We start from the raw sequence: 20,818 nt of genomic DNA, 5'->3' as shown, positions 1-20,818 counted from the left end.
CAAGCTGAAAGGAATAAAGAGAAGGGAGCCTGGTGCTCCCTTCTTCATTGGATCCCTTGAGGCGGCCGTTGTCAGCGCTGGGGGGCGAGCATGGAGGTCATGTGGGGTTCTGACAGGGGGTGGCTGAACAGGTAGCCCTGGCCCTCCTCGCAGCGCAGAGACTGCAAGAACTGGCGTTGGGGCTGGGTCTCTATGCCTTCCGCCGTGACCGCCATGCCGAGGCTGTCGGCCAGGCTGACTATGGTGCGGCACAGCTCCCGGCTGTGCTTGTCGTCGGGCAGCGCCTGGACGAAGGCCCTGTCTATCTTGATGCGGTCTATGGGCAGGCTTTTGAGCAGGCTCAGGGAGGAGAAGCCGGTGCCAAAGTCGTCGATGGCGATCTGCACTCCCAGCGCCTTGAGGCGAGTAAAGAGACTCAGGCTCTGATCCACGCTCTGGATGATGCTCTCGGTGACCTCTATCTCCAGCCGCTCTGCCGGGAAGCCGGTCTGCGCCAGGATGGCGGTGACCCTGTCCACGTAGTCGGGGGAGCGCATCTCCCTGACCGACACATTGACGGACAACCTGGGCACGGCGAACCCTTCCGCCAGCCACCGCTGTCCCTGCTGGCAGGCGGTGCGCATCACCCATTCCCCCAACTGCTCTATCAGGCCGCACTCCTCGGCCACCGGAATGAAGCGGGCGGGAGAGATCATGCCCTCGCTCGGGTGCTGCCAGCGCACCAGGGCCTCGAGGCCGCTGAGGCTGTCATTGGCCAGATCCGTCATGGGCTGGTACAGCAGGCGGAACTGCTGCTGCTCCATGGCCTTGATCAGCCCCTGCTCCAGGGCCATCCGCTCCCTCATCTGGGTCATCATGTCGGGAGAGTAGAACAGATAGCCGTTGCGGCCCCGGCGCTTGGCCTCATGCATGGCATTGTCCGCCGCACTGATGAGGCTGTCCGGGGTCAGGCCATGCTCCGGGTAGAGGGCGACGCCTATGCTGGCCGAGAGCCTCACCCGCTCCTGCCCTATGTCGGCCGGATCGTGGAGCCTGTGTTGCAGCCGCTCGATCAGCCCCACCAGATCCTGGGGCTGCCGGATGTCGGGAAGCAGCACCAGAAACTCGTCTGCACCGAGCCGGGTGGCGAGATCCCCCGGGCGCAGGCTGTGGCGGATGCGCTGTGCCAGCAGCTTGAGCAGCAGATCCCCGGCGCTGTGCCCCAGGTTGTCGTTGATCAGCTTGAAGCCGTCGAGATCGATGAACAGCAGGGCGAGGGCCTGCTTGTTCAGGCGGGCCGTCTCTATCTCCAGTTCGAGCCGCTCCTGCAGCAGGTTGCGGTTGCCAAGATCGGTGAGGGGGTCGTGATAGGAGAGGTGGTGGAGCCTGGCTTCCGCCTGGTAGAGCCGCTGTGCGTGCTGGCTGCTGGCCTCCTGGATCTCCCCGGTGAAGCGGGTCACTCCCAGGTAGGCGCGGGGATCCTGGGTGAGATCCCGAGCGATGAGGAAGATGCCATTGAAGATCCCAGCGGCATCCATCAGGGGGCTGCAGCTCATCTGCCAGCGCCTCGGCCCGCCGGGGCGGGAGACATGGATGCAGCCCAGATCCAGCTCGGCCCGGGGGACGCCATTGAGCAATTGCTTGAGCCGGGGGAGCAGCATGGGGGCCTGGGCCGGCGTGATGTCGAACAGCGTCTTGCCGAGGTGATCCCCCTGAGCCAGACCGCTCAGCTCGGTGAAGATACCGTTGACGCCACGGCACCTGAAGTCACGATCGAAGACCCCTATCCCAAAGGGTGCCAGCTCGAACAGTTGTTGCCATTCATGAAGGGATAACGGGCCTGACAAATGCAGTGTCTGAACCGATTCGGGTAGCACTTTTTCCATGGAGGCTCCTGAATTGATTTCTTTGTCATTTAGACGACTGTGTCAGTATGGCAGGAAGTTTCAAGAGGGAGAAAAAGTCTGGGAGTGATGTTAAATCAACGGGATGTCAGCCTTTCTGGCGGCCGAATGCCTGAATGCCGCGCACCAGTACCAGCCAGCCGAGCAGGTGGAACGGCAGGGCCAGCAGGTAGAGCAGCAGGAAGTGCGACTCGCTGCCGCTGCTGTTGATGAAGTCTATCCAGGCCACCAGCAGGGTCAGCATGCCCGCTATCTGGAAGCGGCGGCGCAGCACCACCTCGACGCCGAGATTGGCGAGGTAGAGGGTGAGCAGGATACCGGCAAAGCCGGTGAGCTGGGCGGCGCCGTACAGTTCCCTGTCCGGGTGAAACAGCAGGACCGCGAGGGGGGTCAGGCCCTGATCCAGCGGGATCAGGGCCAGCAGCCAGCATGCAATAAGAAGCAGAGCTGTCTTCATTCGAGGCTTAGTCGGCAGACTGCGCCGGCTTGACCAGGCTGAGGTAGTTGGCATCCATGGTGAGGAAGACCCCCAGCAGCCGGGCGCTGGCGCCGTAGAAGCCAAACTGGTCGGCGGCGCGGCAGGCGGCCTCGAAGCGCGGGAACCAGGCCAGCAGATGTTCGTGCAGCAAGGCTTCCTGCTCCCCGAGCCAGCTCTCCCGCTGGGCGGCCGTGGTCGCTTCCGCCGCGTGTATGATGAGGTTGCCCATCAGATCCAGCTCTATGGCCAGGTGATCGGCGGGCTCCTTGTACTTGTCGCTGACATTGATGCCGAGGCGATCCAGGCGGGCCTGCATCTCGGCCATGGGGGCCTGCATCAGCAGCTTGGCCTCGCCCCGGTAGAGGGACTCGTAGGGCAGGGCCCCCTGCTTGGGATCGACCAGGAAGAGGCCGGCAAAATCGGCCGCCAGTTCGAGCTGGCGATCGGTGCGCACCAGCAGGCGGGCGATGGCGTCATTGAGCTCGGCCACTGCCTCGCGCATGGGATCCAGAGTGGAGAGGCTTTTCAGGAAGCTTCGCACGTCATAGGTGTCATATTCGGCGATCTGCTCATCACTGAGTTCGGCGGCAAACAGGGTGGAGAACCACCAGTAGAGTTGGGCCCGGCGTTCGCTGGTAGCCATAAATTCCTGCATTTTTCCTCCGTGGATGGCAATCGGGAGCCTTGATGGCTCCCGATTCTAACGACTTTAAAAATAAAGGAAACTCAAGGGGGCGCTTTCGTCTCCCCGGGGTCAGAGTGCCGGGAACATGGGGTCTATGCCCTTGGCCGACTCAGGCGCGCCGAAGGCGGTGACGGCGGGCGCCTGCCCACTGAACTTCTCGATCTCCACCAGTGCTGTGTGGGCCGTGGTGGCCTGCGCCAGGCTGGAGGAGCCGATGTCGGCGGTCAGTACATTGGGATCGCCGTAGGTACAGAGGGTGCCGACCTTGCCGCCCTCCTGCGGGCCATACCAGGCCCCCTCCTGGATCCTGACGACGCCGGGAGCGTAGTCATCGCTCACCACCAGACCGGCCAATACCTGACCGCGACCGTTGAACACCCGCACCAGATCCCCGTCCTTTAGGCCGCGGGATTTGGCATCCTGGGGATTCATGTAGACGGGCTCGCGACCCTGCACCGTGTAGGTGGCGCGGTAGTTGTCGGAGGAGCAGAGCTGGCTGTGCAGCCGCTTGTCCGGGTGGCAGGATTGCAGGTGCAGCGGGTACTGTTTGCTGCCCGGCCCGCCGTGGGAGCGCTCGTAGGGCTCGATCCAGACCGGATGGCCCGGGCAATCCCCATAGCCGTAGTCGGCGATGGTCTTGGAGTAGATCTCGATAAGGCCAGACGGGGTGCCCAGCGGCTCCAGATCCGGCTCCTGACGGAACGACTCGTGGCGCACCCAGGGTTGGCCCGCCGGGAAGGTGACGAAGCCCTCGCCGTGCCAGAACTGGCTGAAACGGGGCAGACGAATGCCGATGCCGCGGCCCTGCAGGCGGGCGTCGTCATAGATGCTCTGGATCCACTCCAGCTTGCTCTTGCCACCGGTGAACTCGGCCTCGCGACCGAAGCGACGGCAGAGATCGGCGAAGATGTCGTAGTCATCGCGCGCCTCGAACAGCGGCTCCACCACCTTGTACATGGCCAGAATGCCCGCGTTGGAGTGGGAGCCCCACTGCTCGATGTCATCCCGCTCATAGGTAGTGGTCGCGGGCAGCACTATGTCGGCGAAGCGGCAGCTGGCAGTCCACTGGTGATCGATGCTGACCACGGTTTCCAGCTTGCGCCAGGCCGCCACCATCTTGTTGCGATCCTGCTGGTGGTGGAAGGGGTTGTTGCCGCAGAACACCGCCATCTTCATGTGGGGGTAGGTGATGGTCTGGCCGTTGAAGGCGATGGTCTCGCCCGGATTGAGGATGCAGTCGACGAAACGGGCCACCGGAATGAATTTGGAGTAACCCTTCCAGTCGCCGTCGTGGAGCGGTTTGACGCCGGGAATGACAGAGCTGAAACCGGACATGATGGGGCCGCTGGAGGTGATGGTGCCCGCCCCGTTGTAGTGCCAGCCAAAGCCGTAACCGCCCCCCGGCAGGCCGATCTGGCCAATCATCGAGGCCAGTACCACCAGCATCCAGGCGTACTGTTCGCCGTGGTGCATACGCTGCACGCACCAGCCGCCGATAAGCTGGGTACGGCCGCTGCTCATGGTGCGGGCCAGCTCGCGGATGATCTCGGCAGGGACGCCACAGATGGCGGCGGCCCACTCGGCATCCTTCACCTGACCATCGCTGGTGCCCAGCAGGTAGGGCAGGAACTTGTCAAAACCTGTGGTGTAGTTCTTGAGGAAGGCCTCGTCGTGGCGCTTCTCGCTGTAGAGGGTGTGGGCTATGCCCAGCATCAGGGGCACGTCGGTCTGCGGGTTCAGGGTTATCTGATCGCAATTGAGGTACTTCTGGGTCTTGGATTTGACCGGATCGACGCTGATGACCCGGATCTCGCCCTTGGCCACCTTCTCTTTCAACTCTGCCCAGTAGTCGTAGACGCTGTGATCCGGCACCAGCCAGCCCACCTGCAGGTTCTTGATGGGGTCAGACCCCCAGATGACTATGGTCTTGCTGTGCTCCAGCACCAGTGGCCAGGAGGTCTGCTGCTCGTAGACTTCCATGGCCCCCGCCACGTGGGGCAGGATCACCTGGGCGGCGCCGGTGGAGTAGTCACCGGCCTTGGCCAGATAGGTGCCGTGCAGGTTCATGGCACGCCCCAGCATGGCGCCGGCGGAGTGCAGCTTGCCCACCGACTGCCAGCCGGAGTGACCGGCATAGAGGGCGCTCGGGCCATGGGTTTTCTGCACCCGTTCCAGCTCGTGATAGAAGAAGTCCAGCGCCTGGGACCAGGTGACCCGCACGAAGCGGTTCTGGCCGCGTTCGCTGGTGTCGGACTGGTGGCCCTTGCGCAGCCAGTCCAGCCGCACCATGGGGTAGCGGATGCGGGAGGGGTTGTAGACCACTTCACTCAAGGCCTTGAGCATGTCGGTGGGGTGTTTGTCATGCTCGAACGGCAGGGTCTCGACCCAGCGGCCGTCCACCACCCGGGCACGGAAGGCGCCCCAGTGGGAGCCGGACTGCACCAGCTTGTCGCCGGACTCGGCGGCCATCACGGCGCGACCGAGCAGGGAGGGGCCGATCAGGGCAGAGGCACCGCTGGCCAGCAAGCCACCCAGAAAACCACGACGGGAAATGTTGATCATCTTGTTATTCCTCTTTCGAATCCGGACTTAGTGGCTGCCCTGACCACCGGTATCGGCGGCATGGTTTTGCAGGTACTTGAGCAGGGTGCGCTCCTCTTCCTTGCTCAGGCGATAGTAGGCAGACATCGCCTTGAGCCCCGAGATCCAGCCGTTGGCGGTGAAGTGAGCCGGGTCCGGCGCGCCGTGGCAGGAGTTGCAGGTGGACTTGTACATCTCGCCGGCATAATCCCAGATGGGCTTGAGGGAGGGTTCGAGCCCCTTGCCATCGACCCAGGCCTGCACCTGCACCTGCTCCCACTGGATATGGGTGGCGCTGTCGGTTTCCTGCTTGAGGACTTTCTCGTTCGCTTTCAGCTCGTCACGGACTGTGGCCACGAAGACCCGCTTGCCCATGTATTCGCTCAGCACCCGGCCCTTGCCTTCGCGCTCGCGCCAGCCCTCTATGGTCACCTGCAGGCGATCGCCGCTGCGGGCAATGACGTCGATGCGGGAGGCGGGCAGCAGCTTGCCGACGGGATCAGTGCTCTGCTCGCTGGTGTAGAGGTCTTTTTCACCCAGGGTGTAGAGGGTGTCGCCGGCTGGCGCCTGCTGGGCTTCGCTGGCCAGGGTGGCATAGGTGGCCCGGAAGCCCCCCGCCATATTGGGCAGCTCGTGGGCTATGCCCTTGTGGCACTCGATGCAGTTCATGTTCTTAGCTGCCGCATCCTTCATGGCCAGGGCGGCGGCGGGGGATTGCTTGGCGTGATCCATGTTGTCGTAGCTGTGGCAGGACTTGCAGGTCTTGGAGTTCTGGCTGCTCATCCGGGCCCACACCTTCTCGGCCAGGTGCAGGCGCCTGTCCTCGAACTTCTCCTGGGTGTCGATGCTGTGGCCTATGTACTCCTGATAGAGGTCGTTGGCCGCCTCCATCTTGCGGGCCACCTTGCCGACAAAGTCTTTCGGCTGGTGACAGTCGGTACAGACAGCCTGGACGCCGGAGGCATTCTTGAAGTGGATGGACTCCTTGTACTCCGGATAGACGGTGTCTTTCATGGAGTGGCAGGAGATGCAGAACTCGAGGCTGCTGGTCTTCTCGAAGCCGTAATGCAGGCCGACGGTACCGGCAAGGGTGACCCCGACGCCGGCCAGAACCAGCGCCAGCACCGACCAGCGGCGGCTGGGTGTGCGCAGGAAGTGCCACAGTTTTTTCATAGCTGTCTCTCATCATCATGACTTTTTGATGAGGGCCATGATAGGGAGAGGCTGTGAACAGGGTTGCCGCCACAAATTAACGAAATAGGGGTATTTATGACAAAATGTGAATAGAATAATCCTCCCTTGTCGACCTTCGTGAACCCTGCCCATGAGCTACCACATTCTGGTTGTTGAAGATGATGCGGTTACCCGCGAGAAGCTGACCGGCTATTTCGAGCGGGAGGGCTATCGGGTGACGGCGGTGGAAAATGGCCAGGAGATGCGGGCCGTGCTGGCACAGCAGGAGGTGGATCTGGTGATGCTGGACATCAACCTGCCGGGGGAGGATGGCCTGCTGCTGACCCGCGAGCTGAGGGCGCGCAGCACTGTGGGGATCATTCTGGTCACCGGCCGCAGCGATGCGGTGGACCGGATAGTCGGCCTGGAGATGGGGGCCGATGACTATGTCACCAAGCCGTTCGAGCTGCGGGAGCTGCTGGTGCGGGTCAAGAACCTGCTGTGGCGGATCTCGTTGGCGGCGCCTGCCACCCGGGTCGCCGAGCCCCTCGACGACGCTGTCTATTTCGGCCCCTGGCGCTTCGATATTCCCCGCCGCCAGCTCAGCAAGGACGGGGTGCCGGTGCGCCTGACCAAGGCCGAATACGAGGTGCTGGTGGCCTTCGTCGCCCACCCCGGGCGGGTGCTGAGCCGGGAGCGGATCCTGACCCTCATCAGCCACCGTGGCGATGGCCCGAGCGATCGCACCATAGACGTGCTGATCCGGCGGCTGCGGGGCAAGATGGAGCTGGATCCCCGGGATCCCCAGCTCTTTGTCACCGTCCACGGGGAAGGCTATCTGTTTGCCGGCGAGCTGGCCCCCTGAGTCAGCTGGCGGGGCTAATGGTCTGCGGGGGCGGCACCGACCCGGTAGACGGGGCGAAATGCCCCATTGGAGAGGGAGTCGCCGGTGTCGGCCAGGGGTCCATCCAGGGTCAGAATGGGTGGCCCCATCACCCGCGGGCACTGCTGCTCGCCCGCCTCGGGATGCTGTAGCAGGCAGACGGCCTGGGCCACGGCGAGGCGGCCTTGCAGCCGCATCTGATCGCTGTTGGCCGCCAGCATCTTGCCTCGCAGCAGGCCGCGCTGCACCCCATGACTGAAGTAGGTACTCAGCACTTGGGGCCTGTCGAGATGGCGCTGCGCCAGCTCGTTGACCGCCACTTCGGCGGCAATAGCCCCCCCCACCAGATAGTCGAGGTCCGGGTGGCGGGCCAGGGTCTGCTGCACCAGGGTGCGCTGGATCTCGCGGCTGTTGTCGCCGCGGGCCGTGGTCACCAGCTTGATGGCGCTCCCCCGGATGGCATCGGCAAAGCCGGGCTCGACCACGTTGTTGCCACCGCTGCTCTTGGGGCCCGGGAACAGGGCCACCGAGACGGGTTGGCTGCCCGCCGGGTGACGCAGTGCCAGCCAGTGCCCCATCTGCCAGCCCATCTGATACCAGGAGACGCCCACCTTGGCCTGCACCAGGCCAGCGGGCAGATCGTTGACCAGGCCGAATACCGGCAGCGGGCTGGCGGTGATTGCCTCCCTCAGTCCCTCATGACTCACGGCGCCGAGCAGGATGGCGTCGCTCCCCTCCCTCAGGCACTGCTGCAACTGCTGGCGCTGCTCGGCCAGGGCACCGTAGCCTCCCGCCTCGTGGATCCGCAAGCTGACCCCCAGCCGTGTCGCCTCTTCCACCATGCCCTGATTGACCGACAGCCAGTAGGCGTCCCGCAGATGGGGATAGAGGGCGCACAGTGTCAGGGGTTTGGTTGCGGCGGCGGGTTCCGGCCACTGCTGGCGTACTGGCTGGCCGCCAAACTCGCCACCGGGCCAGTGATCCACCTCGAAGGCGAGCAGGGGGCCAGGGAGCAGCATGAGCAACAGGGAGAGATAGACGCTTCGCATAACCCGGGGTTTTGTTAAAGTGTGGGCCCACATTATCCGGTCAAAGCCGACCACAACCAAGGTGCTGAGCGTGAGAATCTTTTCCGGCCTGGGGGGCAGGCTGCTGCTGGCCTTCTCCCTGATGGCGCTGCTGACCCTGAGCGCCTCCCTGCTCGGGTGGATTGGGCTCACCCACCTGCGCCAGCTGGAGCAGGGGGTGCAGCAGACCCTGGCCGATCAGGAGCGGGCCCGTACCCTGGCGCGCCTGAGCGGCGAGATCCAGAGCGCGTCCCATCTGCTGGCCACGGCGACCAGCGAGGCGGAGCGGGAGCATCAGGGGCGCTTGCTCACCCTGCAGGGGCAGCAGATGCAGCGCCTGCTGGCCCAGCTCGGCGGTGAGGGGGAGAAGCAGGTGCAGGAGCAGCTCCATCCCCTGAGCCAGGCCATCATAGGCAACCTGGGGCAGCAGGGCTGGCTGGTGGGGGAGCGCCTGACCCTGATGGCGCAAGGTGACGCCTTGCGCGCTCGCCTGGTGGCCGCGGCCGGCGAGGTGGCCGAGCTGGCCCGCAGCCAGATGGAGAATGCCGAAACCGTGATGGTGGCGGGGCTCGGCTCCCTCTACCCCTTGCAGGGGCGCGCCGCCGCCGTCGCGATAGACAGGTTGCTGGAGCAGGATCTCGACTGGCTGGAGCAGATGACTGAGCTGCGGCACAGAACCCTGATGCAGCAGCAGCGCATCGAGGAAATCTGGCGCGGCGAGCGGCAGGATCGCTTGCAGGGACTGTTGCGGGATGGACAGCGGGAGCTGGCGATCTTGCAGCTGCGCGCAGGGGCTGTGACGGATCCGGCGCGCCGCCAGGGGGTGGAGCAGGCCCTCTCCGTGCTGGCGCAGAGCGACAAGCTGGTGCAGCTGCGCAGCGACTGGCTCGGCAAGGGGGAGGCGCTGCGGGTGCTGGCCAGCGCCAATGAGGCCTTGATGAGCAGCCTCAACCAGCAGGTGGATGACCTGGTCAACCGTGCCCGCGACTCCCTGGGGGAGAGCCAGCAGGCCCTGAGCCAGCGTCTCAAGCTGCTGGAGCAGGCCCTGATGGGGATAGGCCTGCTCACCCTGGTACTGCTGATGCTGTTGATGTGGCGCATGGTCTACGGCCGCATCGTCTGGCCGCTGCAACACGCGGTGAAGGGGATGAGCCGGTTGGCGCGTGGGGATCTGGCCCCCCTTGACCCGATCGCAGGGACGGGTAGTGACGAGCTGGCGGAGCTGGGGCGTGCCCTGCAGGTGTTTCGTGACAATGCGGTCGAGCTGGGTCGCTACCAGCGGGAGCTGGAGTCACGGGTGGTGGAGCGCACCCGCCAGCTCAGCCATGCCAACCTGCGCCTCAACGAAGAGGTGGAGAACCAGCGCCTGGCCCGCGCCGAGGCGGAGCAGGCCAATAGGGCCAAGTCGGTCTTCCTCGCCACCATGAGCCACGAAATTCGCACCCCCATGAACGGCATTCTGGGGGGCCTGACCCTGCTGGAGGATACCCATCTCAACGAGACCCAGCGGCGCTATCTCGCCGCCATAGAGCACAGCGGCGAATCCCTGCTGGAGATCCTCAACGACATCCTCGACTACTCCAAGATTGAGGCGGGCCACCTGGAGGCGCGCCGGGAACCCTTCCCGCTGCATCAGCTGGTGGATGAGCTGAGCGCCCTGTTCAGGCCCAAGGCAGAGGCCAGGGGAGTGGTCCTGGTGCTGGAATATGCCCCCGCCCTGCCCCCCGTGGTGGAAGGGGATCTGGGCAAGCTGCGCCAGGTGCTCGGGAACCTCTTGGGCAACGCGGTCAAGTTCACCGCCAGGGGGCGGATCTGCCTCGAGGTGAGCCCCCTTCCATGCGGCGGCCCCTGCGCCGAGCCCTGCATCCTGTTCGTGGTGAGCGATACCGGCCCCGGCATTCCGGAGCAAGAGCAGGAGGCGGTGTTCGAGGCGTTCCGCCAGCGCAAGCAGGACATGGGGCACCAGGGGGGCACAGGGCTCGGGCTTGCCATCAGTCGCAAGCTGGTGGCCGCCATGGGGGGCGAGCTGTGCCTCGCCAGCCGGCCCGGGGAGGGTTGCCGCTTCAGCTTCAGCCTGCCCCTGCAACGCTCGGCCGCCCAGTTGCCGGCCGCGGCCCAGCCGCTGCATCTCGGCCAGCCTCGCGACATCCTGCTGGTGGAGGACAACGAGATCAACCGGCTGGTGGCGCAGGGCATGCTGGTGCGCCTAGGCCACAGTGTCACCCTGGCGGAAGACGGGCGCTCGGCCCTGGCGCGGGTGACAGAGCGGGGTTTCGATCTGGCACTGCTCGACATCAATCTGCCAGACATGGATGGCCTGACCCTGCGCGAGGATCTGGCCGCCATCAGCGAGGAGGTGCACGAGCGCCCTCTGCCCGCCATCGCCATCTCGGCCCAGATGTATCCCGAGGATATCCGTCTCTGTCTGGAGGCGGGCTTTGCGGACTTTGTCGGCAAACCGGTGCGCCTGGCGGCGCTGGCCAGCGCCATAGACCGGCAGTGCCAGGGAGAGACAACGCAGGCCCCGCCGGGCGCGAGGGAGGGTACCGTCAACCCGCCCGCCCCGCAGGCCGCCAACCCCGTGCTGGACGCGGATCTGGCCTTGCTCGGCAGCCAGCGCATCCGTCAGCTCATCGGATTGTTTGAATCCCAGGGGGCGGCCCTGGTGGCCGCGCTGGTGCGGTGCGAGGGGGAGGAGCGCAAGGGGATGGCCCACAAGCTCAAGGGCAGTGCCCTGGCGCTCGGGCTGGATGACTTTGCCGCGCAGTGCGCCGCCCTGGAGGCGGGGGAGGGTGATCCTGCGGGGCTGGCCGGGGAGTTTGAGGCGGCGGTGGCGACGCTCAAGGTGTGGCAGGAGAGGCAGCTGCCAACCCCGGCATGAGCCTCAGCCTGGTCTGCTGCCGACGGTTTCTCCGCCGCTTTCTTCCTGCTCCTCGTCTCTATAGAGCGCCTGCTTGCAGCGGGGGCAGATGTGCTGGCGCCGGTAGTCGGCCTGGTGCACCACCCCCACCTCGAGCTGCTGATGGTGGCCGCAATGGATGCAAAAGATGATATCGCCATCGACGGCCTCGGGGTGGGCCGCCAGGTACTGCGCCCGGGTGGGCAGCGTCTCCCAGCTGGTGGTGCAGGCGCCCTTGCGACTGCCGGTGTAGTAGACCCAATAGAAGATGGCAAAGACAGCGACAATCACAAACAGCATCAGATGATCCATGGTGGAGTTCCCCCTTGTGGTGAGAGAGGCAAATGCAGGGCTCTGGTGTGAGCCTGTGCGCCAAAGGGCCCTGCCGTTGCCAGCCCATGGCCGCTCGCCAGGCTTCGCAACCGCTGTGCTGTCTAAAGATGTTATCTGTTAGTAAATGCTATATCCATGATCTGGCTCTGGTTTTTTCCCTCCACTGAGGAAGACTCTGAGGGCGGGTCAGGCAGGAGCATCGGGCGCCTGAGGAGGGGCCGAGCTGGCGGAGGGCGTACGGGGCCCGCGAGAGGCAAGGAGGAAGAGGGGCGTCCGGCTTCGAAAATTGCGACGTATTTTACATTTTATAAACAAGTTTTTGGGTGGTTGGACTGTCTCTTTGATCCAGCTCACGTTACAATGCGCGGGCCCACTTCACCTATCGCGCAAACGATTTTCAGGAGATAAACGGATGTTGAAACGTGACATGACCATCGCCGGCTATGATCCAGAGCTGTGGCAGGCCATCACAGACGAAACCCGTCGTCAGGAAGAACATATCGAGCTGATCGCGTCTGAGAACTACACCAGCCCCCGCGTCATGGAAGCCCAAGGCTCCCAGTTGACCAACAAGTACGCTGAAGGCTACCCGGCCAAGCGTTACTACGGCGGTTGCGAGTACGTCGACGTGGTCGAAACCCTGGCCATCGAGCGCGCCAAGGAACTGTTTGGTGCCACCTATGCCAACGTGCAGCCGCACTCCGGCTCCCAGGCCAACAGCGCCGTTTACATGGCCCTGCTGCAGCCGGGCGACACAGTGCTGGGCATGAACCTGGCCCACGGTGGTCACCTGACCCACGGCTCCCCCGTCAACTTCTCCGGCAAGCTGTACAACATCATCCCCTACGGCATCGATGAGTCCGGCAAGATCGACTATGACGAGATGGAGCGCCTTGCCGTTGAGCACAAGCCGAAGATGATGATCGGTGGCTTCTCCGCCTACTCCGGCATTGTCGACTGGGCCCGCATGCGCGAAATCGCCGACAAGATCGGTGCTTACCTGTTCGTCGACATGGCTCACGTGGCCGGTCTGATTGCCGCAGGCGTCTACCCGAACCCGGTGCCCCACGCCCACGTGGTCACCTCCACCACCCACAAGACCCTGGCTGGTCCCCGTGGTGGTCTGATCCTCTCCGCCGCTGACGACGAAGATCTCTACAAGAAGCTGAACTCCGCCGTCTTCCCGGGTGGTCAGGGTGGCCCGCTGATGCACGTCATCGCCGGCAAGGCCGTGGCCTTCAAGGAAGCACTGGAGCCGGGGTTCAAAACCTATCAGGCCCAGGTCGTCAAGAACGCCAAGGCCATGGCTGCGACCTTCATGGAGCGCGGCTACAAGATCGTCTCCGGCGGTACCGACAACCACCTGATGCTGGTGGATCTGATCGGCCGCGAGCTGACCGGTAAAGAAGCCGATGCCGCCCTTGGCAAGGCCAACATCACCGTCAACAAGAACTCGGTGCCGAACGACCCGCGTTCTCCCTTCGTCACCTCGGGTGTGCGGATCGGTACCCCGGCCATCACCCGCCGTGGTTTCAAGGAAGCCGAGTCCATCGAGCTGACCAACTGGATCTGCGACGTGCTGGACAACCACGACAACGACGCCGTGCTGGCCACAGTTCGCGAGAAGGTGCTGGACATCTGCCGCCGTTTCCCTGTCTATGCCTGATCGGCCAGACAGTCTGGTTTGAGACCAATGCCACCTCCGGGTGGCATTGTTTTTTCTGGGCTTTTACCGGCTTTGGATGGCCGTGCTACACTGGCCGGCCAAGATCCTGACCCCGCGGGGCAGGTGCCTTTTCCGTTAACGCCGGAGGTCAGATGCATTGCCCTTTCTGTAGTGCCGTTGATACCAAGGTGATCGACTCCCGTCTGGTGGCAGAAGGCCATCAGGTGCGCCGCCGTCGTGAATGCCTGCTCTGCCACGAGCGCTTCACCACCTTCGAGATGGCCGAGCTGGTGATGCCCCGTGTCATCAAGTCCAACGGCTCCCGCGAGCCCTTCAATGAAGACAAGCTGCGGGCCGGCATACTGCGGGCCCTGGAGAAGCGGCCAGTGAGCATGGAGGCCATCGAAAAGGGGGTCAACCACATCAAGTCCCGGCTGCGTGCCACCGGCGAGCGCGAAGTCGCCTCCCAGCTGGTGGGCAACCTGGTGATGGATGAGCTCAAGAGCCTGGACAAGGTGGCCTATATCCGCTTCGCCTCCGTCTATCGCAGCTTCGAGGACATCCGCGAATTCGGTGAAGAGATCGCCAAGCTGGAAAAGTAATGCTATCGGGTGGGCAAGGTGATATCCGCTTCGTTTCCACCTATCGCAGCTTCGAGGACATCCGCCTTGTTTATGACAAGAAGCGGTGAAGAGATCGCCAAGCTGGAGAAGTAAGCTTCCCCATGTCCGATTACGCTGCGCTAATCGAACCTACAACGCCAATTTTCTCGCTTTGAACGGGAGCCCAGATGTTTAGTCAAGATGATTACCAATGGATGAGTCGGGCCCTCGAACTGGCCCGCCGCGGCCGTTACACCACGGCCCCCAATCCCTGTGTAGGCGCCGTGCTGGTGAAGGCCGGCGTTGTGGTGGGGGAGGGCTGGCACCAGCGTGCCGGTGAACCCCATGCCGAGGTCTATGCCCTGCATGCCGCCGGGGAAGAGGCCCGCGGCGCCACCGCTTATGTGACCCTGGAGCCCTGCTCCCATCACGGTCGCACCCCTCCCTGCGCCGAGGCGCTGATCAAGGCCGGCGTGACCCGGGTGGTCGCCGCCATGGTGGATCCCAATCCCCAGGTGGGGGGACGCGGCCTGCGCATGCTCTCCGAGGCGGGCATCAAGACCGACTTCGGCCTGCTCAGCGCCGAGGCCGAGGCCCTCAACCCGGGTTTCTTCAAGCGGATGCGCACCGCCTTCCCGCAGGTGACGGTCAAGCTCGGTGCCAGCCTCGACGGCCGCACCGCCATGGCGAGTGGCGAGAGCCAGTGGATCACCTCCCCGGAGGCGCGCCGCGACGTGCAGCGGCTGCGTGCCCGCCACGATGCTGTGCTCTCCAGCGCCGAGACTGTGCTGGCCGACGGCGCCTCCCTCAACGTGCGCTGGGACGAGCTGCCAGCCTCGGTCAAGGCCGTTTATCCCAAAGAGACCCTGCGCCAGCCGCTGCGGGTCATCGTCGATTCCCAGAACCGGCTCACCCCTGATCTGCCCCTGTTCCAGAGCGAGAGCCCCGTGCTGCTGGCCCGTCACAAGGTCGACGGGGACTGGCCTGCCTGGGTGCAGCAGCTGACCCTGCCGCTGCTGGATGGCAAGCTGGATCTGGTCAGCCTCTTCATGCTGCTGGCCAAGCAGAACATCAACTCTGTGCTGGTGGAGGCGGGCCCCAGGCTGTGCGGCGCCCTGCTGGCCAAGGGGCTGGTGGACGAGCTGGTGCTCTATCAGGCTCCCAAGCTGCTGGGGGATGAGGGGCGCGGCCTGTTCCACCTGCCGGAGTTGACCAAGCTGTTCCAGGCCCCCAAGCTCCAGCTCAAGGATGTGCGTCTGGTGGGGCAGGATATTCGCATCACAGCGAAAATTGCCTGATTTTTCACTGTCTATCGGGGTCGGTTTGACCTCGTCATCATCAAGGTGATCTGCATGTTTACCGGAATTATCGAAGCCATGGGCACCCTGGCCGCCCTGCGCCGCCAGGGGGATGACATGGCCCTCACAGTCCATGCGCCGACCCTGGACTTTGGCGACGTCAAGCTGGGCGACTCCATCGCCACCAACGGCGTCTGCCTGACGGTGGTGGCCCTGGGGGACAAGAGCTACACCGCGGACGTTTCCCTTGAGACCCTCTCTCGCACCGGTTTTGCCGAGGCCAAGGTGGGGGATCCGGTGAATCTCGAGAAGGCGCTGATGCCGAGCTCCCGCCTCGGCGGCCACCTGGTCTCGGGCCATGTCGATGGCATAGGCGAGGTGAAGAGCAAGTCCAGCAGCGGCCGCGCCATCGAGTACTGGATCCAGGCGCCACAGGAACTTTCTCGCTACATAGCCGAGAAGGGGTCTATTGCGGTGGATGGCATCAGTCTGACGGTCAACGCCGTGCAGGGGGATCTCTTTCGCCTGACCATAGTGCCCCACACCGCCCAGGAGACCACCATAGCCCGCTGGAAACCGGGCCACAGGGTGAACCTGGAGGTGGATCAAATCGCCCGCTATCTGGAGCGGCTGATGCAGGGCAGGGCGCAGGAGCAGGGCGGATCCAGCCTGACCCTGGAGACCCTGGCCCGATCCGGGTTTATCTGACAGGCAGGCGAGCGGGCAAAATACGGTTCTGTGATCCCGCTCCGATTGAAATGGGGCCCCGCGCCCCCATCTAGCACACAATGATGCAGTATCAAGCCGAGCCGGCAGGCTCAATTCCCCAAGCATGTTGATGGAGTAGCCCATGGCGCTGAGCACAACCCAGGAAATCATTGCCGATATCAAGGCGGGCAAGATGGTGATCCTGATGGATGACGAAGACAGGGAGAACGAAGGGGACCTCATCATGGCCGCCTCCTGTGTCCGTCCGGAGGATATCAACTTCATGGCCCGTTACGGCAGGGGCTTGATCTGCCTGACCCTGACCCGGGATCGCTGCAAGCAGCTGGCGCTGCCGCTGATGGTGGACAGGAACAACGCCCAGTTCTCCACCGCCTTCACCGTGACCATAGAAGCGGCCGAGGGGGTGACCACCGGCATCTCAGCCGCCGATCGCGCCGTCACCGTACAGGCCGCCGTCGCACCGAACGCCAAGGCTGCCGATCTGGTGCAGCCTGGCCACATCTTCCCGCTGATGGCGCAGGATGGCGGCGTGCTGACCCGTGCCGGCCATACAGAAGCGGGCTGCGATCTGGCCCGTCTGGCCGGATACGAGGCGGCCTCCGTCATCGTCGAGATCCTCAACGAGGATGGCACCATGGCGCGCCGTCCCGACCTTGAGGTCTTCGCCGAGCAGCACGGCATCAAGCTCGGCACCATCGCCGACCTCATCGAGTATCGCAACCAGCACGAGACCACGGTGGAGAAGGTGGCCGAGTGCAAGCTGCCCACCGAGTTCGGGGAATTTGATCTGGTCACCTTCCGCGACACCATAGACAACCAGGTGCACTTCGCCCTCAAGAAAGGCGAGGTGAAAGCCGACCAGCCGACTCTGGTGCGGGTCCATCTGCACGACGTGCTGAGCGATCTGCTGCTGACGGATCGCCACAGCGCCCGCAGTTGGCCGCTGCCCAAATCCATGGCCCGCATCGCCGAAGAGGGCGGTGTGCTGGTGATCCTGGGGGCCGAAGCCCAGGGCGCCGAGCTGCTGGCCCGGGTCAAGGGCTTTGAAGCCGCCGACAAGGGACTGGCACCGGAAGGGGCCAAGTGGCAGGGCACCTCGCGCCGGGTCGGCGTGGGTTCCCAGATCCTCAAGGCGCTCGGGGTCGGCAAGATGCGCCTCTTGAGCTCGCCGAAGAAATACCATGCCCTAGGCGGTTTCGGCCTTGAGGTTGTGGAATACGTCGGCGAGTAAGCGCTTTGGTACTCGCTTGACGAAATACCATCCTCGTCAGCGGCTTCAGCCTGGAAGTGGTGGAGTACATCGGCGACTAAGCGCCTTGGTACTCGCTCGATGAAATATCCCCCTCTTCCCGCGGCTTCGGCCTTGAGGTGGTGGAGTACGTCGGCGAACAAGTCCCTGATGGCTTGAATGACTATCATGGCCGCACGATGCGGCCATGGTTTTTTGTCGCGGCTCTGTTGTGCTAGAATGCGTGCACTTTTGGCCCCGGCCCCTATTGATTGCACAGAGACAGGATTTCCAATGAAGATTATCGAAGGGAATATCGCCGCTCCCGAGGCGCGTGTTGCTATTGTCGTTGCCCGTTTCAACAGCTTCATCAATGACAGCCTGGTGAACGGCGCGCTGGACGTGCTGAAGCGTCAAGGCCAGGTCCAGGACAGCAATCTCACCCTGGTGCGTGTGCCGGGTGCCGTCGAAATTCCCCTGGCAGCCAAGAAGCTGGCCAAGAGCGGTCAATACGACGCCATAGTCGCGCTCGGTACCGTCATCCGTGGCGGCACCTATCACTTCGAACTGGTGGCGAGCGAGAACGGCAAGGGGCTGGCCCAGGTGATGATGGAGTATGAAATTCCCGTCGCCTTCGGCGTACTGACCACTGAAAACATTGAACAAGCCATCGAGCGCGCCGGTACCAAGGCGGGTAACAAGGGTGCAGAGGCTGCACTGAGCGCGCTCGAAATGATCAACGTCCTGAAACAGCTGGACGTGTAACGAGGAGAAGTACATTGAAACCGTCCGAGCGCCGTAAGGCCCGCCATTGCGCCACCCAGGCCATCTACCAGTGGCAGATGACCCAGGCCAACGTGGGCGACATCGAAGAGCAGTTCAAGATCGATCAGGACACCAAGGGTGTGGACCTGAGCTATTTCCGCGATCTGCTGTTCGGGGTAGCGGTCCACTGCAACGAGCTGGACAAGGTGTTCTCACCTTTCCTCTCCCGTCCGCTGGAAGAAGTGGACATGGTGGACAAGGCGATCCTGCGTCTGGCGACCTACGAGCTGACCCGTCGTGATGATGTGCCGCCGCGCGTGGTGATCAACGAAGCGATCGAGCTGGCCAAAGCCTTCGCCGCCGATGACAGCCACAAGTTTGTCAACGGTGTACTGGACAAGGTGATCAAGACGCTGCCCAAGCGTTGATCCCGCCGTCCATCAGCATTCAGTGCTGATAGATGCTCTGTCGCGAGAAGTCGTCAGCAAGGTGAAGAGCAGCGCAGGGGCCGGAGTGTATAGACATACATGAGGAGCCCGAGCAGCAGATGAGCCTTGATCACTATGTCGCAGCAAGCGCATCAACAGCATCTAAGAGAGGAGCCAGCTTAACCGCTGGCTTTTTACTGTATGGGTGAATTTGAGCTGATTGAGAAGTACTTCAAGGTCCCCCACGCCCGCAAGGACGTGGTGATGGGCCCAGGGGATGACTGCGCCCTGCTGACCCTGCCCGCCGATACCATGCTGGCGGTGAGCACGGATACCCTGGTGAGCGGCGTGCACTTCTTCCCGGACATGGATCCGGTGGATCTGGGCTACAAGGCGCTGGCGGTCAACCTCTCCGATCTCGCCGCCATGGGGGCCGAGCCGCGCTGGGTCTCCCTGGCGCTGACCCTGCCCGCCGTCAACGAGGCCTGGGTCGCGGGCTTTGCGGAAGGGTTCCTCGAGCTCGCTGAATATTACAATGTGGCCCTGGTGGGGGGGGACATGACCCGCGGGCCACTCTCCATCACCGTCTCGGTGAAGGGATCCGTGCCGACCGGCCGTGCCCTGATGCGCAGTGGCGCCAGGGTAGGGGACGGCATCTATGTCACCGGCACCCTGGGGGATGCGGCCCTGGCCCTCTCCCATCTGCTGGGCAAACGCACCCTCAACGAGAACCAGCTGGCGGCCGTGCTGCCCAGGCTCGATCATCCCCATCCCCGCATCCTGGCCGGTCAGGCCTTGCGCGGGCTGGCGAGCAGCGCGCTGGATCTCTCCGACGGCCTGGCTTCCGATCTCGGTCATATCCTCAAGGCGTCCGGTGTGCGGGCCCAGATCGATCTGGACCTGCTGCCCCTCTCGCCCGTGTTGCAGGACGCCGTGCCCGCACGGGATGCCTGGCAACTGGCGCTGGCCGGTGGCGATGACTACGAGCTCTGCTTCACTGTGCCACAGGAGCATCACGGTGCCCTGGACACGGCGCTGGCCAACTGCGGCGTCAGGTTCACCCGCATCGGCCGCATCCAGGCCGGCGACCCCGGCATCGACTATGTGCAGGATGAGCAGCCGGTCGAGCTTCATCTCAAGGGCTGGGATCACTTCGCATGAGCTTTTTCAAGATAAGGCCCGAGCTGAACAGCCTGAGCCTGAAGAACCCGCTCCACTGTCTGGCGCTGGGCTTTGGTGCCGGTCTCTCCCCCAGGGCACCGGGCACCATGGGGACCCTGGTAGCCATTCCGCTCTACCTGCTGGTGAGCGGTCTGCCGACCCCCTGGTTCATCGCCCTGCTGGCGGTGGGGTTCGTGGCGGGTATTCGCATCTGTCAGGCGGCCACCGATGCCATCGGCATGCCGGATCACGGTGCCATCGTCTGGGACGAGGTGATAGGCTTCGGCGTCACCATGATTGCCGCTCCGGCTGGCTGGGAGTGGGTGCTGGCCGGCTTCGTGCTGTTCCGGCTGTTCGACGTGCTCAAGCCCTGGCCCATCTCCTGGTTCGATCGCCGTATCCACGGCGGGCTCGGCATCATGCTGGATGATCTCATCGCCGGTCTGTTCGCCCTGCTCTGCATGCAGTTGCTGGCTCGCTGGTAAGGCGGGTCGGAGGTCACGGCTGTCATGGCGGGCTTGGCCCTCGATGCCGCGCAGTGTCATCCTCTGTCTGCCCGCTCTTTCCATACAATTAAGCTTCAGGCGCAGTTCCTTGGTGGGACTGCGCCTTTTTGTATGCAATCCCCCCGGCTTGTCCGGTGACGGCGCGCCGGGCTTTGGCAGATCATTCTGAGTTGACCCTATTTATCTCTGCTTAGTTTTCCTTCATCCAGATATGCTGCCGTTAAAAAATCATTTCACATAAATATTCACTACTCATTCGAAGCCGCGTAGTCTGTATTGAATAGTGGATTCGATTGCTTGTTACATCTTTGTTGAAATTTAAATAAGCTAATCTCTCGCATTGCCATCACAATCTCTGTTAATGTGATATTTATCGACATTTTGCGCCAATGGCGAGTGCGTTATCTGCGCAAAGTATTGCGAAATTGTATAACTGGATCATTTACACCCGCGG

Annotated in this window: 17 protein-coding genes and 2 pseudogenes; 11 read left to right on the top strand and 8 right to left on the bottom strand. The window is 63.5% G+C overall.

Going from position 1 to position 20,818, the window contains the following annotated elements; translation table 11 throughout:
* Window positions 1–71: 71 nt before the first annotated feature.
* From G4923_RS07640 to torC, 6 genes and pseudogenes are all read right to left on the bottom strand, one after another.
* Window positions 72–1,379, bottom strand: a pseudogene (locus tag G4923_RS07640) (putative bifunctional diguanylate cyclase/phosphodiesterase); the annotation flags it as partial.
* Window positions 1,380–1,472: 93 nt separating this feature from the next.
* Window positions 1,473–1,865 (bottom strand): annotated as a pseudogene (locus tag G4923_RS21435) (PAS domain-containing protein); the annotation flags it as partial.
* A gap of 106 nt (window positions 1,866–1,971) precedes the next feature.
* Window positions 1,972–2,340, bottom strand: coding sequence for a hypothetical protein (locus G4923_RS07635; RefSeq protein WP_106887645.1), 369 nt, complete (start codon window positions 2,338–2,340; stop codon window positions 1,972–1,974).
* Between the two features lie 7 nt (window positions 2,341–2,347).
* Window positions 2,348–3,016, bottom strand: coding sequence for a molecular chaperone TorD (gene torD, locus G4923_RS07630; RefSeq protein WP_106887644.1), 669 nt, complete (start codon window positions 3,014–3,016; stop codon window positions 2,348–2,350).
* A gap of 99 nt (window positions 3,017–3,115) precedes the next feature.
* Window positions 3,116–5,608 (bottom strand): trimethylamine-N-oxide reductase TorA, encoded by a 2,493-nt coding sequence (gene torA, locus G4923_RS07625; RefSeq protein ID WP_163136410.1) that lies wholly within the window; start codon window positions 5,606–5,608, stop codon window positions 3,116–3,118.
* Between the two features lie 27 nt (window positions 5,609–5,635).
* The gene (gene torC / locus G4923_RS07620) at window positions 5,636–6,799 is read right to left on the bottom strand and encodes a pentaheme c-type cytochrome TorC (protein ID WP_163136408.1); all 1,164 of its coding nucleotides are present in this window, start codon (window positions 6,797–6,799) and stop codon (window positions 5,636–5,638) included.
* Window positions 6,800–6,950: 151 nt separating this feature from the next.
* On the opposite strand from torC, the gene torR reads away from it, so the two are divergent.
* The gene (gene torR / locus G4923_RS07615) at window positions 6,951–7,664 is read left to right on the top strand and encodes a two-component system response regulator TorR (RefSeq protein WP_139745181.1); all 714 of its coding nucleotides are present in this window, start codon (window positions 6,951–6,953) and stop codon (window positions 7,662–7,664) included.
* Window positions 7,665–7,678: 14 nt separating this feature from the next.
* Here the strand turns inward: torR and torT are convergent, their stop codons facing one another.
* Window positions 7,679–8,731, bottom strand: a complete 1,053-nt coding sequence (gene torT / locus G4923_RS07610; protein WP_163136406.1) for a TMAO reductase system periplasmic protein TorT — start codon at window positions 8,729–8,731, stop codon at window positions 7,679–7,681.
* Window positions 8,732–8,801: 70 nt separating this feature from the next.
* Between torT and torS the strand changes: the two genes are divergently transcribed.
* On the top strand, window positions 8,802–11,630 hold the full coding sequence (gene torS / locus G4923_RS07605) for a TMAO reductase system sensor histidine kinase/response regulator TorS (RefSeq protein ID WP_163136404.1): 2,829 nt from the start codon (window positions 8,802–8,804) through the stop codon (window positions 11,628–11,630).
* A 3-nt stretch (window positions 11,631–11,633) separates the two neighbouring features.
* Here the strand turns inward: torS and G4923_RS07600 are convergent, their stop codons facing one another.
* The gene (locus G4923_RS07600; RefSeq protein WP_111910396.1) at window positions 11,634–11,960 is read right to left on the bottom strand and encodes a hypothetical protein; all 327 of its coding nucleotides are present in this window, start codon (window positions 11,958–11,960) and stop codon (window positions 11,634–11,636) included.
* Window positions 11,961–12,393: 433 nt separating this feature from the next.
* On the opposite strand from G4923_RS07600, the gene glyA reads away from it, so the two are divergent.
* The 9 genes from glyA (at window position 12,394) to G4923_RS07555 (ending at window position 20,343) form a co-directional block, all read left to right on the top strand.
* Window positions 12,394–13,647: a serine hydroxymethyltransferase gene (gene glyA, locus G4923_RS07595; protein ID WP_106887638.1), complete on the top strand. Its 1,254-nt coding sequence runs from the start codon at window positions 12,394–12,396 to the stop codon at window positions 13,645–13,647.
* 152 nt (window positions 13,648–13,799) lie between these two features.
* Window positions 13,800–14,249 carry a transcriptional regulator NrdR gene (gene nrdR / locus G4923_RS07590; RefSeq protein ID WP_025326027.1) on the top strand — a complete coding sequence of 150 codons (450 nt, stop codon included), beginning with the start codon at window positions 13,800–13,802 and terminating at the stop codon, window positions 14,247–14,249.
* 188 nt (window positions 14,250–14,437) lie between these two features.
* Window positions 14,438–15,547, top strand: a complete 1,110-nt coding sequence (gene ribD, locus G4923_RS07585) for a bifunctional diaminohydroxyphosphoribosylaminopyrimidine deaminase/5-amino-6-(5-phosphoribosylamino)uracil reductase RibD (RefSeq protein ID WP_163136402.1) — start codon at window positions 14,438–14,440, stop codon at window positions 15,545–15,547.
* Window positions 15,548–15,601: 54 nt separating this feature from the next.
* A complete protein-coding gene (locus G4923_RS07580; protein WP_106887635.1) occupies window positions 15,602–16,255 on the top strand; it encodes a riboflavin synthase in 654 nt (217 codons plus the stop codon).
* 142 nt (window positions 16,256–16,397) lie between these two features.
* Entirely contained in the window at window positions 16,398–17,507 is a 1,110-nt protein-coding gene (gene ribBA, locus G4923_RS07575) for a bifunctional 3,4-dihydroxy-2-butanone-4-phosphate synthase/GTP cyclohydrolase II (RefSeq protein WP_163136400.1), read from the top strand.
* A 291-nt stretch (window positions 17,508–17,798) separates the two neighbouring features.
* The gene (ribH, locus tag G4923_RS07570) at window positions 17,799–18,269 is read left to right on the top strand and encodes a 6,7-dimethyl-8-ribityllumazine synthase (RefSeq protein ID WP_106887633.1); all 471 of its coding nucleotides are present in this window, start codon (window positions 17,799–17,801) and stop codon (window positions 18,267–18,269) included.
* A gap of 14 nt (window positions 18,270–18,283) precedes the next feature.
* Window positions 18,284–18,697: a transcription antitermination factor NusB gene (gene nusB, locus G4923_RS07565; protein WP_025326032.1), complete on the top strand. Its 414-nt coding sequence runs from the start codon at window positions 18,284–18,286 to the stop codon at window positions 18,695–18,697.
* Between the two features lie 201 nt (window positions 18,698–18,898).
* The gene (gene thiL, locus G4923_RS07560) at window positions 18,899–19,858 is read left to right on the top strand and encodes a thiamine-phosphate kinase (protein WP_111910394.1); all 960 of its coding nucleotides are present in this window, start codon (window positions 18,899–18,901) and stop codon (window positions 19,856–19,858) included.
* The gene (locus G4923_RS07555; protein ID WP_163136398.1) at window positions 19,855–20,343 is read left to right on the top strand and encodes a phosphatidylglycerophosphatase A family protein; all 489 of its coding nucleotides are present in this window, start codon (window positions 19,855–19,857) and stop codon (window positions 20,341–20,343) included. Before thiL ends, G4923_RS07555 begins: the two co-directional genes overlap by 4 nt.
* The last annotated feature ends 475 nt before the right edge of the window (window positions 20,344–20,818 follow it).

The sequence above is a fragment of the Aeromonas rivipollensis genome, from assembly GCF_010974825.1.
GTDB lineage: Bacteria > Pseudomonadota > Gammaproteobacteria > Enterobacterales > Aeromonadaceae > Aeromonas > Aeromonas rivipollensis.
This window is presented reverse-complemented; position numbering and strand designations above follow the sequence as displayed.